At 41.6% G+C, this 20,293-nt stretch carries 16 protein-coding genes; 6 read left to right on the top strand and 10 right to left on the bottom strand.

Annotation, left to right across the window (positions count from 1 at the left end; translation table 11 throughout):
- Position 1 precedes the first annotated feature (1 nt).
- From H4K34_RS02765 to H4K34_RS02755, 3 genes are read left to right on the top strand one after another with little or no spacing between them, the layout of a single operon-like run.
- A complete protein-coding gene (locus tag H4K34_RS02765; protein WP_210759311.1) occupies positions 2-1,267 on the top strand; it encodes a glycosyltransferase family protein in 1,266 nt (421 codons plus the stop codon).
- The gene (locus tag H4K34_RS02760) at positions 1,264-2,265 is read left to right on the top strand and encodes a sulfotransferase (protein ID WP_210759310.1); all 1,002 of its coding nucleotides are present in this window, start codon (positions 1,264-1,266) and stop codon (positions 2,263-2,265) included. The genes H4K34_RS02765 and H4K34_RS02760 overlap by 4 nt, the downstream gene beginning before the upstream one ends.
- On the top strand, positions 2,262-2,942 hold the full coding sequence (locus tag H4K34_RS02755) for a WbqC family protein (protein WP_210759309.1): 681 nt from the start codon (positions 2,262-2,264) through the stop codon (positions 2,940-2,942). The genes H4K34_RS02760 and H4K34_RS02755 overlap by 4 nt, the downstream gene beginning before the upstream one ends.
- A 26-nt stretch (positions 2,943-2,968) precedes the next feature.
- On the opposite strand, the gene H4K34_RS02750 is transcribed toward H4K34_RS02755, so the two are convergent.
- From H4K34_RS02750 to H4K34_RS02710, 9 genes are all read right to left on the bottom strand, one after another.
- Positions 2,969-4,456 (bottom strand): DNRLRE domain-containing protein, encoded by a 1,488-nt coding sequence (locus H4K34_RS02750; protein ID WP_210759308.1) that lies wholly within the window; start codon positions 4,454-4,456, stop codon positions 2,969-2,971.
- 10 nt (positions 4,457-4,466) lie between these two features.
- Complete coding sequence (locus H4K34_RS02745; protein WP_210759307.1) at positions 4,467-5,108, bottom strand: PIG-L deacetylase family protein; 642 nt, start codon at positions 5,106-5,108, stop codon at positions 4,467-4,469.
- A 5-nt stretch (positions 5,109-5,113) separates the two neighbouring features.
- Complete coding sequence (locus tag H4K34_RS02740) at positions 5,114-7,633, bottom strand: glycosyltransferase family protein (RefSeq protein ID WP_210759306.1); 2,520 nt, start codon at positions 7,631-7,633, stop codon at positions 5,114-5,116.
- Between the two features lie 59 nt (positions 7,634-7,692).
- Positions 7,693-8,760 (bottom strand): non-hydrolyzing UDP-N-acetylglucosamine 2-epimerase, encoded by a 1,068-nt coding sequence (gene wecB, locus H4K34_RS02735; RefSeq protein WP_210759305.1) that lies wholly within the window; start codon positions 8,758-8,760, stop codon positions 7,693-7,695.
- Positions 8,757-9,008: a hypothetical protein gene (locus tag H4K34_RS02730; RefSeq protein WP_210759304.1), complete on the bottom strand. Its 252-nt coding sequence runs from the start codon at positions 9,006-9,008 to the stop codon at positions 8,757-8,759. The genes wecB and H4K34_RS02730 overlap by 4 nt, the downstream gene beginning before the upstream one ends.
- A complete protein-coding gene (carB, locus tag H4K34_RS02725; RefSeq protein ID WP_210759303.1) occupies positions 9,008-11,857 on the bottom strand; it encodes a carbamoyl-phosphate synthase large subunit in 2,850 nt (949 codons plus the stop codon). The genes H4K34_RS02730 and carB overlap by 1 nt, the downstream gene beginning before the upstream one ends.
- A gap of 104 nt (positions 11,858-11,961) precedes the next feature.
- Positions 11,962-12,120: a 50S ribosomal protein L34 gene (rpmH, locus tag H4K34_RS02720; protein WP_210759302.1), complete on the bottom strand. Its 159-nt coding sequence runs from the start codon at positions 12,118-12,120 to the stop codon at positions 11,962-11,964.
- Positions 12,121-12,223: 103 nt separating this feature from the next.
- Positions 12,224-13,183, bottom strand: coding sequence for a YihY/virulence factor BrkB family protein (locus H4K34_RS02715; protein WP_210759301.1), 960 nt, complete (start codon positions 13,181-13,183; stop codon positions 12,224-12,226).
- A gap of 39 nt (positions 13,184-13,222) precedes the next feature.
- Positions 13,223-14,677, bottom strand: a complete 1,455-nt coding sequence (locus tag H4K34_RS02710) for a polysaccharide biosynthesis C-terminal domain-containing protein (RefSeq protein WP_210759300.1) — start codon at positions 14,675-14,677, stop codon at positions 13,223-13,225.
- A gap of 162 nt (positions 14,678-14,839) precedes the next feature.
- Here H4K34_RS02710 and H4K34_RS02705 point away from each other — a divergent pair, with 162 nt between their 5' ends.
- On the top strand, positions 14,840-15,889 hold the full coding sequence (locus H4K34_RS02705; protein WP_210759299.1) for a glycosyltransferase family 4 protein: 1,050 nt from the start codon (positions 14,840-14,842) through the stop codon (positions 15,887-15,889).
- Here H4K34_RS02705 and H4K34_RS02700 read toward each other — a convergent pair.
- Positions 15,886-16,500, bottom strand: coding sequence for an LbetaH domain-containing protein (locus H4K34_RS02700; RefSeq protein WP_210759298.1), 615 nt, complete (start codon positions 16,498-16,500; stop codon positions 15,886-15,888). The genes H4K34_RS02705 and H4K34_RS02700 overlap by 4 nt on opposite strands.
- Positions 16,501-16,675: 175 nt before the next feature.
- Here H4K34_RS02700 and nadC point away from each other — a divergent pair, with 175 nt between their 5' ends.
- The gene (gene nadC, locus H4K34_RS02695) at positions 16,676-17,524 is read left to right on the top strand and encodes a carboxylating nicotinate-nucleotide diphosphorylase (RefSeq protein WP_210759297.1); all 849 of its coding nucleotides are present in this window, start codon (positions 16,676-16,678) and stop codon (positions 17,522-17,524) included.
- 243 nt (positions 17,525-17,767) lie between these two features.
- Positions 17,768-20,281, top strand: a complete 2,514-nt coding sequence (locus H4K34_RS02690) for a T9SS type A sorting domain-containing protein (protein ID WP_210759296.1) — start codon at positions 17,768-17,770, stop codon at positions 20,279-20,281.
- Positions 20,282-20,293 lie beyond the last annotated feature (12 nt).

The following is a 20,293-nucleotide window of genomic DNA, read 5'->3' as shown; positions in this document are numbered from 1 at the left end:
TATGATTTCGAAGAAGGATAAGCGTTTATTAGTTGTTAGTTATTATTGGTTACCTGATGAGGGAACCGGTTCTTTCAGGATTAGCAAATTTGTAAAATACCTCCTTCAAGCTGGCTGGGAGATAACCATACTCACGGCTAGTCGTTCTCGTGGTGATGATCAACAAGTGCCTGGTCTTAAGGTTGTCCGGACGGATGAAAGCCTATTGCAGGGAGAATCCTCCAAGGTCAACCCATCTATATTTTATGCTGCCAAATCGAATTGGCGCGCTCGAATTAAAGTTTGGCTGCGTTTAAATATTATCATTCCAGACGCTAAGATTTTTTGGTATCCCAAAGCTCTTTCATTTGGAAAAAAGCTTATTAAAGAGAATCATTACAGTGCAGTACTTTCTACTGCCCCGCCACCAACCACGGCATTGGTTGCAAAGGCGATTGCCAGCAGTGGAGATCTGCCTTTGATTAGTGATTTTAGAGATCCTTGGACTAATATCTATTATTATGAGGATTTTCCATTGGGAAGAATAGCCCGCTATTTTAATAATCGCTTAGAAAAATCAGTCCTTAAAGCCTCCTCGGATATTATCTGTGTAAACAAGGGTTTTTTCCCAGGCTTTGAAGAAGAGGAAACAAAAGTGCATTATATCTCCAATGGCTTTGATCCCGACGATTTTGGGAAACATCAATCTGATCAATCTGAGCGAAGCAAAAAGTTCACGGTATCATATTTCGGAAGTTTAAAAATGAATCAGGTCTCACCGGGCTTTTTGGCTTTCATCCAGAATATACCGGAGGGTCAATTGGCAAATTTGCGATTTCATTTTTATGGAAATGTAGATCAAATAGCCAGAGACTCTGTTTTAAAGGTGCTTCCTGAAAATTTAGAATTAGTTTTCAAGGGAACGGTGCCCCATGATATGGCTGTTCAAGAAATGCAGAAATCCGATTTACTCCTGCTTTTAGTGGGGATGGCTGATCGCAGCAAATTGGTGTATAGTACTAAATTATTTGAATACTTAAATAGTGCTGTTCCTTGTTTGGCATTCGGTCATCAGGATGGGGCTGCTGCACATGTAATTAAAGAGACCAATGCCGGTCATTTATCATCTCATCAAGAGTATCTCCCAGCCCTTCAGTTTTTAGAAGAACGCTTGGCGGATTGGAAGGCAGGACTTGAGATTAAAGGGGCTTCAGTAGAAGCTTTGGATCGCTTTAATTTTAAAAAGCTCAGCACCCAATTGGAGAATGTAATTCTTTCTAGGATATGAAAAATTTGAAGGACCTGGCCGCCGATAGAATTGGTGCATATCGCAAAGATGCCCAAAGTGAAGGATTCATTCAAGAGCTTAATTCCTACTTAAAGGACTTTGAGGCGCAACTTTACCAGAAAGTAGAAGAGCAGGAGCATCCCATTTTCATGGTGATTGGCGCTCCGAGAAGTGGTACTACGCTCTGCACTCAGTTTTTAGCTAATGCCTATCAATTGTCTTATGTCAATAATCTGGTAGCGAGGTTTTATCTTAATCCTTTAACCGGAATTCAATTAAGTGATCAGGTATTGGGCAGAGATAATTTACCGGGTTTTAAGAGTGAATATGCCAGAACCACAGATTTAACGGATATCCATGAATTTGGCTATTACTGGCGATACTGGTTAAAGAAGGATTCCCTTACTGCAATGGAAACTATTGCGAAGGATGAGCAAAACATAGATTGGAAAGGTTTGAAATCCAGTATTTTGAATATGCAACATCTTTGGGGGAATGCGGCCGTGTTTAAGAACATATTTGGCTCCTATCATATGCAAAAGCTAAGCGAGGTTCTTCCCAAGGTGGTATTTGTGCATATTGAAAGAAATAATCTTGATGCGGCAGAATCCATTTATAAAGCTCGATTAAATCAGTATGGCGAAAAGGGGCTATCTAAGTGGTGGAGTTATAGTCCTCCTAATGTGAGTGAACTTCTTTCCAAAAACGTATACGAGCAGATTGCAGGTCAAGTACACTTTTTGAAAAACTATTATCAGCAAGAGAGCCAAAAGCTGGATAAGCGTCATTTCTTAAGTCTGCGCTACGAAGATTTGCTATTAAAACCTCAGGAAGAAGCAGAAAGGATAGCACAACATGTCCGGAAATACTTTGACTATACTTTAGAAGTAAACCCTAATCTCGATCAGAATTTTAAAAGGGTAAAGAAGGCCCAACAAGATAGTTCCGTTCGCCAAAGGCTAACCGAAGAATTTAAAAAACTCCAAACACAAATATGATTCTAGCAGTACATCAACCGAATTTTATGCCCTGGCAAGGTTATTTTAAGAAGATGAAGGATTGCGACCAATATATCTTGATGGATACGGTGCAATATGTTCATCGTCATATTTGTAATCGAAACAAGTTTAAGAATAGCCAAGGTGAGGCACAATGGTTGGGTGTTTCTGTGAGTCATTCAAAAGGCAGAGATGTGTCCTTTATTGACCTTGCCATCGACTATTCTCAGAAATGGCAAAGTAAGGCTCTGAATAGCCTTAAGCACGCCTATGGAAAGGCCCCGTATTTTGATCAATATTATCCTCAAATAGAGAAGATACTTTTAACCGAGTACTCCAATTTGGCAGACTTGAATATTGATCTTATTGAATTTTTCAGAGGGGTTTTAAAGATTGACACTCCTATGCAGCGGATGAGTGATTTACCAGGAAATCTAGGCACAAAGAGTGAACAGATTATTAATCTCTGTAAAATAGTAGGGGCAGATCAGTATTTATCTGGACAAGGAGCTAAAAAATACAATGACCTGGAAGCCTACCAGGCTGCTGGTATCGAACTCCTTTATCAGGAGTATGAGCCACCAGTATATAAGCAAATGGGAGATGAATTCATCTCCCATTTATCAGTTATTGATCTTATTATGTGTGAAGGCGATAATGCCGGTGACTTTATCTGAAATCACCGTAAATTTCCTTTTTAACTTTATTGAATCAAGACTTTACCTGCTCCTACCTTATTTCCAGAGGAGCTAAGAATAAGGTAATAATGTAGGCCTGATTCAAGTTCGCCCTGTACATCGATTTTTGAATTTGGGTCTGTTAAGCTTCGTCGAGTAATTTCCTGGCCCATAGTATTAAAAAATCGGATGGAATAAGTACCACCGGAAAAAGCAGGTATAAATACATTTAGTTTGCCCTGGCTTGGATTGGGATATACAGCTGTTTCAAAAACCGAATTTTCCTCCATGAGCTCAAATCCTTGAGGAAGGTATAATATCAATTTGGGGCGTGCGGTACTATCCGGATTTTCACGACTTGCAAATACCATTCGGCGATCCGGCGATTCAAACTGCAGCTGAATATAAAAGCCATGGTTTTGGCTTGGATAACGCAACATATCAAAAACCAAATTGGTTACATCGAGGCGATAATCTTGAAAGGCTCGCACTGAAGAAGCCATGTATATTGTATTCTGAAAGGCAACACTGGGTTGATTGAACCAATTTACTGTGGATTCTTGCCAGGGATTTATAATACGTCTTACAATGCAGCTGTTTGCTCCATTTGAGAATATATGGCCGCTTGTGTAGAGCGGGGCAGTTAGATCGCGGTCCATGCTTAGCTCAAGAATGGCGGAGTCTAAAGGGGCAGTAGCAGGAATTCCACTTAAATCAAATTGGATTAATGATCGTTGTTTTTCTAGGGTTCCATTGAGGTTCATCATCTGAATATTATTCCAGCGATAATTGCCATAATTGCTACTGTCGCCAACCTGATTGTATTCTCTAATCATCGCATCTTGAAGCGCGCTAATTTCGATGCTGTTTCCGGTGGGCGGCGGCGGTGGTGGCGGGATAGTTTGCTTTACCACCAAAATAGGCGCTAAATGGCTGTATGGACTTTCTTTAGAAGCAAAGACCATTCTGCGATAGGAGGACTCATTAAGCAGCTTTAAATAAAATCCATGTGTTGCTGTAGGCGAATTCAGCATATTCTGAACCATGGAAGTAACATCTAATCTATAAGCTTGATAGGCACTATCAGAACGTGGGATAATAATCTTGTTGCTCGTATCCGTACTGGGTTGGTTAACCCAGCTAACTTGAAATTCGTTCCAAGGTGCAGTAATCGTAGTTACCTCACAAGAGTTATCAGTAGCCATATGATGACCTGAAGAATATTGCACACCACTAGGGGGTACCTGAAGTACTAAGAAAGCAGAGTCAATCAAGCTCGGATTTGAGATCCCATTTAAATTAAAATCAATTAAAGATCGATGAACTACAGCTTGGCCATTGTTTGTCCAGGCATGCATGTTTTCCCAGGGATAAGATCCATAGTTTAGAGGATCTGGGGTATTCCCCAATTTTCGAATCATCGCATCTTTAGAAGTGTTTAGCGTATCGATGATCAGCGTTTGAGCGGAAAGCATATATCCGCAAAGCAAAAAGAATAAGGTCAGTTTTTTCATGCAAATTATTTTACCAACGTGTCCGAATCACTTCGTAAGCTTCAGCAAATGGCGCACGTACCTGAGTGCCACGCACTGTTGCCAAGCCCCGAATAAATTCTTCGGTGAAATACTGTCGTTGTTTAACAAATTGGGATTTATAATGCAGTAAGGCGTCCCATTTCTTTTGGATATGTCTTTCTTCTAAGGTAACAAAGGCCTGTGCAGAAAAGCTAATATGGTTCCAAGGCAATTCATAACCCCAAACTGTGATTTCTTTAAAGGCCCTTAATCCTTCGGCATAAAGAACCTGATGATCTTGATGCAGGTCAGATCCACTGGGAACTAAAACCATATCTGGGGCAATTTCTTGACGCAGCTTTACCAATTCTTCCAGTACTTCCTGGCGCGAGTAATTCAGTTTGCGCACTTCATAATCATAGATTCGAAGTTGCTCTCTTGGAATTTCAAAGAAATCCATGGCAGAGATAAATTCATTTTTCAATAAATCCGGATCACTTCCATCGGGTAGGGACGCTCTGGCGGTACTAAAAGCGGCAACATGCACTTCAATGCCATGTTCCAGAAACTTAGCCATGGTTCCACCGCAGCCCAATTCGGCATCATCTGTATGGGGAGCAAGAAGCAGGACTTTCTTTATATGATTCATCATGGTTCTTAAGAGATCTTATTTTGATAGTAAATGCTGAATGGTAGAAGAAGTAAGATGAGGATGCTTGAAACCAGGCTTACCGATTCAATTCCTTTATAATCTTCAACAGCAGTAAATTCCATTTTAATAGTATGCTTTCCAGCGGGTACTTTAAGAGCCCGTAGTACGTAGTTCGCACGAAGTAATTCAGCTGGTTCTCCGTCAATTGTAACTTTCCAATGTTCTGGGTACCAAATCTCAGAAAACACCACCAAATTTTCGGTGGCACTTTGATAGCTGTATTCTAAAATTTCTGGATCATAGCTGCTCAGCTTAATGTCTGCGTTTCCTGCCTTGGCTGGTAAAGACCCTGCTTTGTCAGCATATTCTTTACGCATTATTGCGGTTTCAGCCGGATCGAGATTCTTTAATCCAAACAATTCATCATTGGCACTTTCAACACTTTTGATGTTTTTTACGGCCCATGCATTTCCTAATCTATGGGTATTCTCAACCGGTTGGGAATTTGGGTTGATGATGGCATAACGCATGTTGAGCATACGCATAGCCGGAGTTTGTAAGAACAGATTAGGACTGAATTGTTGATTGTTTAAGGCATTGCGGAATATGTCAATCTCATTAGTTAATTGATGTTCAATCAACTCTTGATATATCTTGAGCTTAGCCCCGTGATATCCACCTAAGCTATAGTGGTAGAAGGATGTAGTGGCATCATTAAATGGAGATACAGTTAGATTTAAAGTTCGGAAATAAGGATCATTAGCATATTCTCGAATTATATATTGATCCGCAACCGTGGGATTTACACCATAGTTTTTATCCAACTTTTGCTCATTTACGAAGTTGTCGCTGTTTAAATAGCGCTTGTCAACAACGAAAAGGTCGATCACTATTAATAATCCTAATCCAAGGATGTAGATGTTTTTTCTTAACTGTCCCTGAGCGAAAAGCCAGGTTAATGCGGAACCTACTAAAATAAAGAACAAACTGCGTAAAACATCCGCTTTGAAAATACCCATGCGAGCACCTTCTAAGGATTCCATAAAGAGATTGGATTGATCGCTATTAAAGCCGGCCTCGCTAAGAGCCTTGGGTAAGGTCTCTGCTTCTTGATTACTCAAAAAGGTGTTAAACAGACTTGGACTAACATAATTTAAGGCTAGGAATAGCAATAGCGCTCCACTACCGATGTAGAATACCTTCAGCTTACTTCGTTTGCCAAGAATTGGAATTTTTAATTCTTGATTCCAATCTGATTTAGACCATTGACTAATGGTGGATAATCCTAAAATCGCCAATAAAGGCAGAATAAACTCAGGAACCACCAACATAGAAGATACCGCTCTAAATTTGTTGTAGTAAGGGAAGTGATCAACAAAGAAGTCGGTAAGAGGCATAAAGTTTTTACCCCAGGAAAGTGCCAAGGTTAAAAAGAAGACTCCAAGAAAGAGATACTTTAATTTTCCTTTGTAAAAGATCAATGCCATAAGGGCAAGGAAAACTAAAATAGCCCCAGCATATACCGGTCCAGAAGTAAAAGGCTGGTCTCCATAATAGGAGTTTTGTTGAGATATAGCTTGTTTAAAACGACTGTCGACCGCGTCTAATGCCGTTTCGTTTTCGCCAATCCTTCCTGTTTTTCCTCCTTTGAAATTGGGGATTAACAGAGTCCAGCTTTCATCAATACCATAGGACCAATTGGTGATATAGTCCTTATCTAAACCTCGAGTTGCATTTCCGGTGTTTAGCTGTAATTCAGATTTACCACGAATGGTGTGCTTACTGAAATCAAGGGTACTCTTAAGGTATGGATAGTTTGTGGCCAATGCCAAGAGGCCACCCACAATTAAAAAGCCGGTAGCTTTAATCCATTGATTTAAAGTTTTGTTCATCAAGGCTTTAACTCCTTGATAAATCCCGAAAGGAACGGCTATAAATAGGAAATAATAAAACATCTGAGGATGTCTCGCACTTAATTCCAACGAAAGGAAAAAAGCAAATATGCCTGCTCCTAAGAAGATTTTGGAACGGCGGTACGACCAAACCATCCCCGCTAAAATGGCCGGTAAATAGGCCATTGCGTGAATCTTAGCATTATGGCCAGCCTCTAAAAGGATGATAAAGTAGCTGGAAAAGCCATAAGCCAGGGCACCAATCATGGCTACTCTCGGATCTGCATTTAAGGAGATTCCTAGCAAGTAAAAGCCTAGCATTAGCATAAAAATGTAACCAACAGAGTGATCCAGGAGCACAGTATTAATTATGGTCGGGATCTTTTTAAGAATTTCTCCATCATGAATTACACTGGTCATGTAGGAAGGCATTCCGCTAAAAATCACATTGGTCCAAAGAATCTGACGATCTTCTTTATCCCGATATTCCTTTATTTCACGGGAAGAACCTTGATATTGCATAATATCATTTTGCTCAATGGTCTTTCCGGATAAAACAGGGGCGTTGAAAATTGCGGCTAAGGCAATGAATATGCCAACCGCAATAAGATGGATTCCGTATTTTTTTAACATCAAAGTAAGATTGTTGCCCAAATATAGGGTCTTAGACTTGATTTTCTCTTAAGCTATGACTAAGAAAGAGAGGGAAGGGATTCAATAAATTCTCGAATCTTTTTTGCGATAGAAATTGCCGCTTTTCCGTCTCCATACAAAGAAGGATATTTTAGAGATTTGGATTGCAGTTCCAAGAAATGGTTTTCCAGATTTTCCGGCTCACAAAGCATATTGCTGCCTCCCTCCACCAATTCGGTCCATTCAGTTGCCTCCCTCAGTGTTAAACAAGGGCGCTCAGAGAAATAGGCCTCCTTTTGTAAACCACCGCTATCCGTGAGTACCATACTTGAGGCCTCCGTTAAAGCTAAGATTTCCGCATGGCCACAAGGAGGGATTATCTGTGCAGGTAAGCTTAATCCCAATTTATCCAAACGAGCTTGCGTGCGTGGGTGAAGGGGACATACGATGGAAATATGCTTCGCTACTTTTTCCAAAGCTTCTATCCATGCCTTTAAACGAGCGGGCTCATCTACATTTTCCTGTCTATGGAGGGTAAGTAACGCAAAATGGGAGGGAAGCTCAAGACCTGCAGGTAACCGTCTATGTGTTTTTTGCCAATTAAACAGATCAAGACTTAGGTCGCCGCTAACCACAATTTTGGCTTCCGAAATTCCTTCTTTCAAGAGGTGCTCTTTCGCCTCTTCATTGGAAGTTAACAGCAAGCTACTGAGGTGATCAGTTAAGATGCGATTGATTTCCTCCGGCTGAAAATCCAAGCCGCTGCGCATTCCCGCTTCGATATGTGCTACCGGAATGCCCGCTTTTTTGGCAGCCAAGGCTCCAGCCAAGGTGCTGTTTGTATCTCCAAAGACTACTACCATATCGGGCTTTTCATCCAGCAGAATGCTTTCAATTTGTTCGAGCATTCTTCCGGTCATGGCACCGTGGGGAAGGTTATTGATAGAAAGTTGGTAGCGTGGCTCAGCTAATCCCAATTCAGCGAAAAAGCTCCCACTCATATTGGCGTCTTGATGCTGCCCAGTATGAATGATGAACTCTTCTATATGGGCTGCTTTTAAGGCTCTACTTAGCGGTGCAGCTTTAATAAATTGGGGTCTGGCGCCTACTACTGTTGCAACTTTCATGAGGCCTTATCATCATCTTCTACCTCTTCGTAATCTACGTATTCACCAATTTGGTGATTATCGTGAGTACGACCTTGACCATTCGTGTTCAGGCTGGTTTTGCCTTCATTTTGACGGGCCCGGTTGGCTTGAGAAGATTGGTCTCTTTCCTGATATCCTTGGCGAAAAGGACGCACAAAGAAATTCCTAACCACAAAGGATATCAGGTAGATAAATACAACTACAAATAAGAGTCGAAATAAAAACACTATTTACTTAAATAGAGGTTTCGTTCGGCGTAAATCTTTTTAAATACAGGATCGCGAAGGCTATCGATGAAGTAAATCTTCTCACCGGTAGATTTCATCTCCGGACCCAGATTCTTGTTTACGTTCGGGAACTTGTTAAACGAGAAGACCGGTTGTTTGATTGCCCAACCTTTACGCTTAGGCTCAAACTTGAAGTCCTTAATTTTCTTCTCACCCAACATTACCTTGGTGGCAAAGTTCACATAAGGCTCATCGTATGCTTTCGCGATGAAAGGAACGGTACGAGAAGCTCTGGGGTTTGCTTCGATGATATATACTTTATCATCTTTCACCGCAAACTGAATATTAATCAAACCAACGGTATTAAGAGCCAGGGCAATTTTGCGGGTATGGTCCTCAATTTGTTGGATGATTAAATCTCCCAGGTTAAAGGGAGGTAAAGTGGCATTACTATCACCGGAATGGATTCCGCAAGGTTCAACGTGCTCCATGATTCCCATGATGTACACATCCTCACCATCGCAAATTGCATCCGCTTCTGCTTCAATTGCACCTTCTAAATAGTGGTCCAGTAAAACGCGGTTTCCGGGGAAGGTTTTGAACAGATCCACCACATGGTGCTCTAACTCATCCTGATTGATCACAATTTTCATCCCTTGGCCACCTAATACATAGCTAGGGCGCACCAAAATAGGGAAGCCTAATTGCTCGGCTAATTCGCGGGCTTCATCAGCATTGGTGATTACACCAAATTCGGGATAAGGTATTTCATTATCTCTAAGCAGTTCAGAGAAACGTCCGCGGTCTTCGGCTAAATCTAAACTTTGGTAACTGGTTCCGGCAATTGGAATTCCGAAGCGATCTAATTTCTCCGCAAGCTTAAGAGCGGTTTGTCCACCTAATTGTACGATTACACCATCAGGCTTTTCGTGGAGGATGATATCATAAATATGCTCCCAGAATACGGGTTCGAAGTAAAGCTTGTCGGCCGTATCAAAGTCTGTAGAAACGGTCTCAGGATTACAGTTAATCATGATCGTTTCGTAGTCGCATTCCTTTGCGGCAAGTACACCGTGAACGCAGCTGTAATCGAATTCAATACCTTGACCAATACGGTTTGGACCGGATCCGAGCACGATAATTTTACGACGATCGCTGGCTTCCGATTCGTTTTCAACGCCTAATTCCCCATCTGCAGTTTGGAAATCGTACTCGAAGGTAGAGTAGTAATAAGGTGTTTGGGCAGGGAATTCTGCAGCACAGGTATCTACCAGTTTCCAAACGCGCTTAATATTGAGCTCTTCACGTTTTTGGTGTACCTCACTTTCCAATACTCCAATCATGTGCGCAATCTGACGATCCGCAAAACCTTTGGTCTTGGCTTCGAGTAAGAGCTCACGGGGAAGGTTAGCTAAATTGTGGTTTTCAATTTCGGCTTGTAATTGGACCAGATCATAAATCTGGCGCAAGAACCACATGTCGATTTTAGTGATATCGTGAATACGACGCAATGGAATACCCAATTGCATGGCATCATAAATCATGAAAACGCGGTTCCAGGAAGCTTTTTCCAAGGCCTCAAGAACTTTATTCTGATCCGTTTCTCCTTTACCATCGGCTCCCAAGCCATTACGCTTAATCTCCAAGGATTGAGCAGCTTTATGCAGGGCTTCCTGGAAGGAACGACCGATACCCATTACTTCACCTACCGACTTCATTTGTAAGCCCAAACGACGATCGGCACCTTCGAATTTATCAAAGTTCCAGCGTGGGATTTTTACAATAACATAGTCGAGAGTAGGCTCGAAATAGGCGGAAGTAGTTTGAGTGATTTGGTTATCCAATTCCGTTAGGTGATAACCAATAGCCAATTTAGCAGCAATCTTAGCAATCGGATATCCGGTTGCTTTAGAGGCCAAGGCCGAAGAACGAGAAACACGAGGGTTAATCTCAATTGCTACAATGTCTTCTTTTTCATCCGGACTAACCGCGAACTGCACATTACAACCACCGGCAAAGTTGCCAATAGAACGCATCATATGGATGGCCATATCACGCATGCGTTGATAGGTGGTGTCGGAAAGTGTCATCGCCGGAGCTACCGTAATGGAGTCACCGGTGTGGATACCCATAGGGTCCATGTTCTCGATAGAACAGATGATGATCACATTATCATTGGAGTCGCGCAGTAATTCTAATTCGAATTCCTTCCATCCTAAGAGGGCTTTGTCAATCATCACCTCGTGTATCGGCGAGATTTCCAATCCGCGGCTCAGCGACTCTTCAAATTCGTCTTTATTAAAAACGAAGGTTGCACCCGATCCCCCTAGGGTATAAGAAGCACGAATACAAAGAGGGAAGCCAAATTCCTGGGCAATTTCTTTACCCTTAAGGTAGGAGGTCGCAGTTTTGGCCGGAGCCATCCCCACTCCAATTTTGGTCATTAATTTCCGAAACTCTTCGCGGTCTTCGGTAATGTTAATGGCATCGATGTCTACCCCGATGATACGCACATTGTGTTCTTCCCAGAGTCCGTCTTTATCGGCCTCAATACAGAGGTTTAGTGCAGTTTGCCCTCCCATGGTGGGGAGTACGGCATCAATATTTTGCTCCTTGAGGATTTTCTCTAAGGAAGCTACTTCGAGGGGGAGTAAATAAACATGGTCGGCAACCACATTATCGGTCATAATAGTGGCCGGATTGCTGTTTATCAAGGACACTTCTATTCCTTCTTCTCGCAATGACCGGGCCGCTTGTGAGCCGGAGTAGTCGAATTCGCAGGCCTGTCCAATAACGATGGGGCCGCTTCCAATAATCAATACATGTTTAATTGAAGTATCCTTTGGCATGATCTGAATTTGGTGTTTAATCTACGAAGCTATAATCGAGCAGGCAAAAAAAAAGGTGCTGCCTGGCAACACCTTAATAAATATATTATGAATACAAAGACATCTTAGCCTTTGTAGTTTCCTTCGCTAGATACAGATAATTTCTTGCGACCTTTCGCGCGACGAGAGGCCAAAACCTTACGACCATTCGCAGTAGACATTCTTTCACGAAAACCGTGCTTGTTTCTTCTCTTACGGTTTGAAGGTTGATAAGTACGTTTCATATCTCTTTATTTAGGTCGGCTTCTCGCCGTGGTCCATTCGTTTTTCGGGCTGCAAATATAAATGGAAAATCTGAATTCAAAAAAAGACTTAGCTGAAAAAATTTCAAGCTTTTTTTGGCTCCTCCATTAGTTCTTTTTGTTCCTCCTCAAATCGCTCCAATTTTAAACTGGCAATACTGGCATTTAGTTCGAATCCAATAATCAAAACCAGGGCATTAACATATATCCACAGCATGATTACCATTAGAGTTCCTATGGAGCCGTAGAGGGTGTTGTACTGATTGAAATTGGCTACATAAAAACTAAAGAGGTATGAGGTTACTAATATGAGTACCGTGGCCAATATGGCTCCCGGGGAAAAGAAGCGCCATTTTCGTTTGCCGGAAGGGGCGAAATTGTAAATCAACACTATCCCGATAAAGATCAGGAATACCAATAAGAGGTAGCGGACCAATTCTACTGCAAAGGAAGAAATCGCTTCGAGGCCGAAGAAATCCAAGAGACCATTTAATACATCTGAACTAAAGATGATCACTATTATTCCTACCAGAAAATTAACGGTGATAACAACGGTAAGTCCAAGGCTTACCAATAGTTGTTGCCAGAGCGAACGTTCTTCAATCTTATGGATGGTTTGATTAAAATTGGAGATAATCGCATTGATGCCATTGGTAGAGAATAGCATAGCCAGGAAGAAACCTACCGACAATAATCCTCCACGTTTGTGATTTAGGACATCGGCGATGGTGCTCTGAACGGCATCGAAGGTGTCTGGAGGCAGTATGCGTTGAAAAACCTTAAAAACTTCCGTTTCGAGGGAGTCAACCGGGAAAAAGGGAATCAAGGTGAAGAAGAAGATGATTCCGGGGAAGAGAGCTAAAAAGAAGGAGTAAGCAATAGAACCTGCTCTGCTGGTAACACTTCCTTTAATAATTCCACGGAAAAAGAATTTGGAAACATCGTACAAACTCAGCCCGTCAAACAGGGGCAAGGTAATACGTTTGGTATAGCGCGCTACCTTTTTATTAAGCCAGCGCCACTGTTCTTTAAACCACTTCCACATAGGGCAAAATTACTGCGCCTTTATTTATTAAGGGCACAATCAGTTTTTAGACTTAGAATTTATTCCTGGAATTCGGATTTGTTTGAAATCATCAAGGGTATCAGTGAACTTGAAAAGAACAATAAACAGGATGAAGATTAGCAGGTTGCCAATGGCTAAAAATCCTAAAAGAGGTAATGCGAGCATCTTTAATAAGCTTAGTCCTATAATACTTAAGCTGATTACAGTTAACAATTTCCAGAAGGTTTTGCTGTAGGGTACAAGCTGGAAAAAACGATGTGCCAAAATTAACTTGATGATGTTGTAACTGGTGAGGGCAATTAAGCTACCCAAGGCTGCGCCGAGGAGGCCCATACTTGGAATGAGTGCTAGATTTCCTAATAGAGTAACAACAATCAAGAATAGGCCCGTGTAGAAATTATAGGCCTGTCGATTGGAGATACTTAGGATTAAGCCATTTGATCCGGTGGCACTATTAACCATTTCACTAATCCCTATACACAGCACTACCCCAGCAAAAGCATCAAACTGAAAGCTTTCGGGAATTACAAAAAGGCTAAGATCGAGATTTACCCAAATCAACATGAATATGAAGCCCGATATAGCCAATTGAGTGAGCGCTGATTTGCGATATAATTGCGAAACTTCATTCATGTCGTTTCGGGCCCAAGCCTTAGATAAATAAGGACGAATACTTACCATTAATGCTTTGGGAGGGACGGAGACTATGGTGCCGGTAAAGAAGGCAATATTGTAAAAAGCTACTGGTGCTTTTCCGAGGAAACTTCGAATCATTAAAATATCAAGGCGACTCACTAATAGCATGGAACCGGAGGCGAGCATGATGAGCATACCGTAGCCTAAAATTTCTTTGAGATTTAAATTGCCCCAATTAAAGCTGAAGCCTGGCAATTGCGGAATGCTGTATAGGATCACGGCCAGTAATTGAAGCAGGTAACCTATACTTAGTATCAGATAAAATAATTCCTGACTTTGCTCATTGAGAGCGGCAAAGATCAAGGCCACTAAAATGATTATTCTCCGAAAGGTGTTTTTGATGAACTGAGGGAATACAACCTTATTAGAATATTGACTTAAGGCAGCAAAGAGCTCAAAGAATAGCATGCTGATACTTAAGAGGAGAACGTAGCCAATGGGACCTAATAAAAAGGAGTTAAGCTGATAAAGGCTAAAGCCAGCAACCAGCATAATGAGGCTGGCTCCTATACACGCAAATAGAGCGAGGCTCCAAAAGCTTTGCTGTTGTTCTTTGCTGAGTCGAGGAAAAAAGGTGACCAAGGAAACCGGGAAGCCCAAGTGGGCGAAGGTGGAAACAACGGTAGCCGCAGCTAAAAGGGTCGTGATTTCTCCAACAAATTCGGGTTGATCAATAAATACCCGAGGGAAAAAGAACATGGTGTTAAAAGCTCCGAGAACAACCCCGAGGTAAGAGTTGATGGAATTGAAGAAAGATTGTTTCGCAACTTTACCCATAGTGTAAGCAAATCAGCATCTGATCTAAATAAGGCTGGCTCAAAATTAGTTTTTTAATAGTTCCGCAAGGCAAACCCATGGAACGCGTAAATATTGTTTCGGGCATTATAAGCTAATGCCACCGAAATTTTACTTTAGCCCCAGTTTCTTAGAAAAACCAACATGGCCACTCGAAAAGAGGTTTTATTTATTGCGCCCTTCTACAATGCATTCATTTGTGGCGATCTTCAAACCTTACAAGCAGTTTATCCAGTAAAGCAAAGTGTTCGAAACTGGAAGGTGAGGGCCTTAATCCCCTGGCGATGGTTGGAACAGTTTTTCATGATTATAAGTCGGGCTCGTAAAACGCAATTCATTTTTATTGAGTTTGGCGGCTTCTGGTCTTTGGTTCCAGCCTATTTAGGCGCTATTTTGAAGATTCCTGTATATATCGTTCTACATGGTACAGATGCAGCTAGTTTGCCCCATTATAAATACGGGAGTCTCCGAAAGCAATGGATTCGTAAGATTTGCGGAGCTTCTTATCGCAAAGCAACATGCTTATTACCAGTAAGCGAATCATTGATTCATACGGATAATAGCTACAACGAATATGATCAGCTTCAAGGCCTCAAGCAGTTTTATCCGAATTTGAAAACCCCGATTCGGGTAATTCCCAATGGCCTAGATTTCAGTAAATGGGAGCGTGACCAGGATTATGTTCGTAATAATTATCGTTTCACCGCGGTTTTTAATGACTCGCAATTTCTACTGAAAGGAGGTGATTTGATTGAACAGTTAGCCCTCGAATTCCCAAACTGCGAATTTGTGGTTATTGGAACGGATGGTCCAAAGAATCCTGAATGGAGAAAGGGCAAGGTTAAATACCTGGGCAGGTTAAGTCAAGCTGAATTAAAGGCAGAGTTTTATCAATCCAGCTTTCACTTTCAATTATCCCGTTTCGAGGGATTTGGTCTTTCGCTCTGTGAGGCCATGCTTTGCGGATGTGTTCCTATTGTATCATCAGTTAACATCCTACCTGAAATTGTAGGTAATAGCGGTTTTGTAGTTGAGAAGGCAGAAGTTTTAAGTCTTAAAATGCAGGTTAAATTGGCTCTGGAAAGTTTAGATCTTGAAAAGCGACGCAAAGAGGCCAGGTTTTTAATTCAGGATCGATATGCTGCTGATTTGAGAAAACAGCAGCTTTTAAAACTCCTCGAAGAATTTAGTTAATTCCTATTTGCAGGCTTTACTTGCCTTGCAGGTACTCCAATTACTGTGGCATTGGCAGGAACATCTTTGGTTACCACGGCTCCAGCGCCTACGATTGCATTTTCACCAATAGTTAGGTTCGGAAGAACTACCGAATTTGAACCTAAATAGGCCCCTTTTTGAATGTGAGTATCACCGCTTAATCGCACTCCTGGCATTAAAGAGGTGAAGTCATCTATTTTACATCCATGACCAATGCTGCAATGTAAATTTATAATAACAAAGTCGCCAATCTGAATATCGGTAGTGCAGATAGAGCCAGCAGCAATTAAAGTTCCCTTGCCAATTTGGGTGGTGCTAGGCTCCATTAATAGAACTGAATTGTGAATCAAAGTCGGATATAATAATCCAGGGGGGAGCTTGCTCTTAATTTTAAGTCGCAACTGTGAAGAACCTGCGGCTATAATTGCCATTCCTTCTTTGGGGAGCTCGGATAAGTTTTTCAAGTATGCTATTCCATCGTCATAGAATTCAAATCTATTGTAACCCAAACTTTTAGCCAGGGCCTTGACTTCTGATGAAAAACCGCCACCGGGAAGGATATGTAAGATTTCTGAATGCGATGGATTCATGGCCTAAAATTAGAAATTGCCTTGAAGCAGGAGCAAATATTTAGAGATAGCTTTCTAGATAATGTAGATTTTGTTTGAAATAGAATAGGCCAAGTTCTATTCAGCATTTATTATTGAATTAAGGATTGGGAGTCTTTCCGTTTTTCGAATTTTGTACCGACCTAAGTTTAGAAACATGGACAGCGAGAAATACCATTCTTTAATTAAAGCTGCTTTAGCAGAGGATATCGGCGATGGCGATCATAGCTCAAATTGTGCTTTCCCTCAGGGTATGCAAGGCAGAATGAAGCTTCTTGTTAAAGAAGAAGGTGTTTTAGCAGGCGTGGCCGTGGCCCGTGAAGTTTTTAAAATAGTGGACCCTCAAATAAAGATGGAGGTCCTAATCGAAGATGGCAGTAGGATAAAGCCGGGGGATTTGGCCTTTCATCTGGAGGGACCGGCACATAGTTTATTACAGGCAGAAAGATTGGCTTTAAACCTAATGCAAAGGATGAGTGGCATTGCTACTAAAACCAGAGCTCTGGTAGATACCATATCGCATACCCAGGCGCGTTTGTTGGATACGCGTAAAACTACCCCGCATTTACGTGTTTTTGAAAAAGAGGCTGTTCGCTGGGGAGGAGGTTATAATCATCGCTTTGGTTTATTTGATATGATCATGCTCAAGGATAATCATATCGACTTCGCTGGTGGCGTGCCCCAAGCGATTCAAAAGGCTTTGGATTATAAAGCTAAGCATGGATTAGATATTCCCATTGAAGTTGAGGTGCGTGATTTTAAGGAATTGGATCAAGTTCTCGAATCGGAAGGAGTGCTTAGGGTGATGTTTGACAATTTCTCAGTTGAGGATACCTATCGCGCCGTAGAGCTGGTTGCATCTAAAATTGAAACAGAATCTTCAGGGGGAATAACCGGTGAAACTCTGGTGGCTTATGCTGAGACTGGTGTAGACTTCATTTCGATGGGGGCTTTAACGCATAGTGTCTCTGGTTTAGACATGAGTTTAAAGGCGGAATTAGCTTAGATTTTTGCTGAAAAATGGAGTGCAAGGGCTGGCAATTATAAGCCTTAGAATCATTCAAAAAAATCGCTAAAGTGTAAATTCTACACTTTATTCTTTAATTCTTTCATCCCTTTTAATATTTTTGGTGGAATCAAAATGTTAATGCCTGCAAATTAGTCGGATGATTGATTTGTTTTTCTACTAATAATTAAATGTCTTAGAATGGTGCATAAGTACTTTAAGGCCAAATTTACATTGGGTCTCTTGGCCTCATTATTATTTGGTGTTTCCCCCTCATTCGGGCAATTTACCACACCAACTATCGATGGAACAATCGGAGCAAGCGAATATGGTAGTTCACATAGTGTAACTGTCGATTCGCGGGTGTGGAACCTTACCTGGGATGATAGCAATTTATACATCGGTGTATCCGGGCATACCAATTTCGGCGATGCTATTGTGATTTACATTGATGTGGATAATTTGAGTCCTATTAATTCAGGCTCTAATTCCAATGGTACTGCCAGCGGAACGGGCTATGATGGGGTAACTCCTAATTTTCCATTCCGAGCCGACTTTTTCGCTTTCATCAAGGATAGCTATGATGATTACAAAACGGATGATGGTGCAGGAAGCTGGGGAGCCTCAACAACCGGTACATTGACCAAAAACTTTAGCGATGCCAATGATGTGGCTGAATTTGCCATTCCATGGTCGGCTATCACCGGATCAGGTCGTCCTTCTGCCTTTAACTTCGTTGGTTTTATGTCCTACTCCGGTGGTGGCGGTGGAACCTTCGCTCGCATTCCTGCAAACAATCCATCTGGGGTTAGTGCCGACTATGTTCGCTATTATAATGTAAGCAATACCGCTGATGGATCTTCAACCACGCCATTTTCTCAAGAGTCTTATTGCTTTGTAGGTAGCTCTGATGCTACTGGCTTTGGTTCGATTTCAGTTTATGACTTTACCATGAATAGTACCGGTCGATCTATTACTAGAGCGGCATCAGGTGCTTGGACCATTGCGAATGACATGATTGTGAATGATGGTACTATTGATTATGGTGCTTCTTCGGATGTGATTGATGTTGCTGGTGATGTAACCATTGGCAGTTCCGGTACCTTGAGCTTATCCAGCACCGCTGGAGGTGACTTATATGTTGGAGGCGATTTCAATCTCAATGGAGGAACTTTAACTAATAATAGTCGTGCAGTGTTTTTTGATGGTACTGCAGCACAAAGTGTGGGGGGCACTAGTGATCCTGTCACTTTTGATTATGTGGTTGTAAGCAATACCTCAGCTACAGTGGGTATGGCCCAAAATGTAACTGCTAATAATGATCTTACTGTTAATGCTTCAGCAACCCTTAATACCAATAGCAATACCTTGACGGTAAGTGGAACAACCACATTGGAATCAGACAATAGTGGGAATTATGGCCAAATTATCGGAGCTGTTTCTGGGGGCAACACTATTAATGTTGAACGCACCTTTACGGGTAGCGGTAGATGGTTTTACGCTGCATCCCCAATTTCCAGCGGAACTGTATCCGGTTGGTCTGTGAGTGATGGTAGTATTATAACCAGTGCTGGAGGTACTAGCAATCAGGTGAATATTTATTATTACGATCCTAGCACTGCAAACAGTGGAGAAGGAACTTGGACTGCAGTTCCTAATACCTCTTTCTCAACTACTGATAATGGTTTTGGACTTTATTTAGGAGATGGTACTTATTTCGGGACCTTACCCATTACCTTAACAGCCAGTGGTACGGCCTTAAATGATGGTGCGATCAATATCGCCTTGGACAATAGTAATAGCGGTTGGAATTTGGTTCCCAATCCTTATCCATCAGCAATAGATTGGAATACTTACCATGATGCTAATAGTACAGATTTAACTTCTACCTACTATATCTATAATGGTAGTCAGTGGATTGGTTACGATGCCAATACCGACAGTCCTCTAAACTCCGGTTCTCAGTATATCGCGCCAATGCAAGCCTTTTTTGTGCAGAACACCGGAAGTGGAAGTATCAATCTGGCTTTAGATAATGCCGATCGCATTCTAACTGAAAGTCCATCGCAAAATAAAACCAATAGCACTGCTCAAGTGCTGAAATTGAAGGTGGCTTCTGCTGATGGTATTAGTGATGAAACCCTTTTGGCTTTCAGTAGCCAGTACACTGATGGATGGGATAATGGTCTGGATGCTGTAAAGCGTATGAACACTACTTTATACCCCAGCTTGTATACCACTTCTGCGAATGGAGATCAATTCTTTGCTAATAAGTTGAATGAATCTTTTAGCAGCAAATCAGTAGATCTATCCTTTAAATCAGGATTAGAGCAGTCCTATACTATCAGCATCAATGATTTACGCTTACCAGCTTCTTGGTTAGTGGAGTTGGAGGATAAATTAACCGGCACTCGAGTTGATTTAAAAACCAGCAGCTATCAGTTTATGCATGTTCCTGGGAACCTGGCGGATCGATTTGTGATTCACATCAATCAAACCGGAGTAAGTGTAAAGGAGCAGGCGCTAAACAACAACTACGCTTACAATACCGAGAATGGTTTCAAAGTAGTTTGCGGTCAAACTCTTCCTCAGGTAGATATGTATCTGTTTAATCAGGCCGGTCAATTAGTGTGGCAAGGTCATTTTGATGAAGTTCAGGAGCAAGAAGTCCTGACCACAGCCTTAAGTGCTGGAGTGTATATCCTTAAGGTGGAGTCTAAGAAAGCCCCCGTGTTTACTCAAAAACTGATTAAGTAAAGAATTTTGGAG

This window comes from Croceimicrobium hydrocarbonivorans, from assembly GCF_014524565.1.
GTDB classification, from domain to species: domain Bacteria; phylum Bacteroidota; class Bacteroidia; order Flavobacteriales; family Schleiferiaceae; genus Croceimicrobium; species Croceimicrobium hydrocarbonivorans.
The sequence above is the reverse complement of the archived record's forward strand: the minus strand, read 5'-3'. Positions and strand labels throughout refer to the sequence as shown.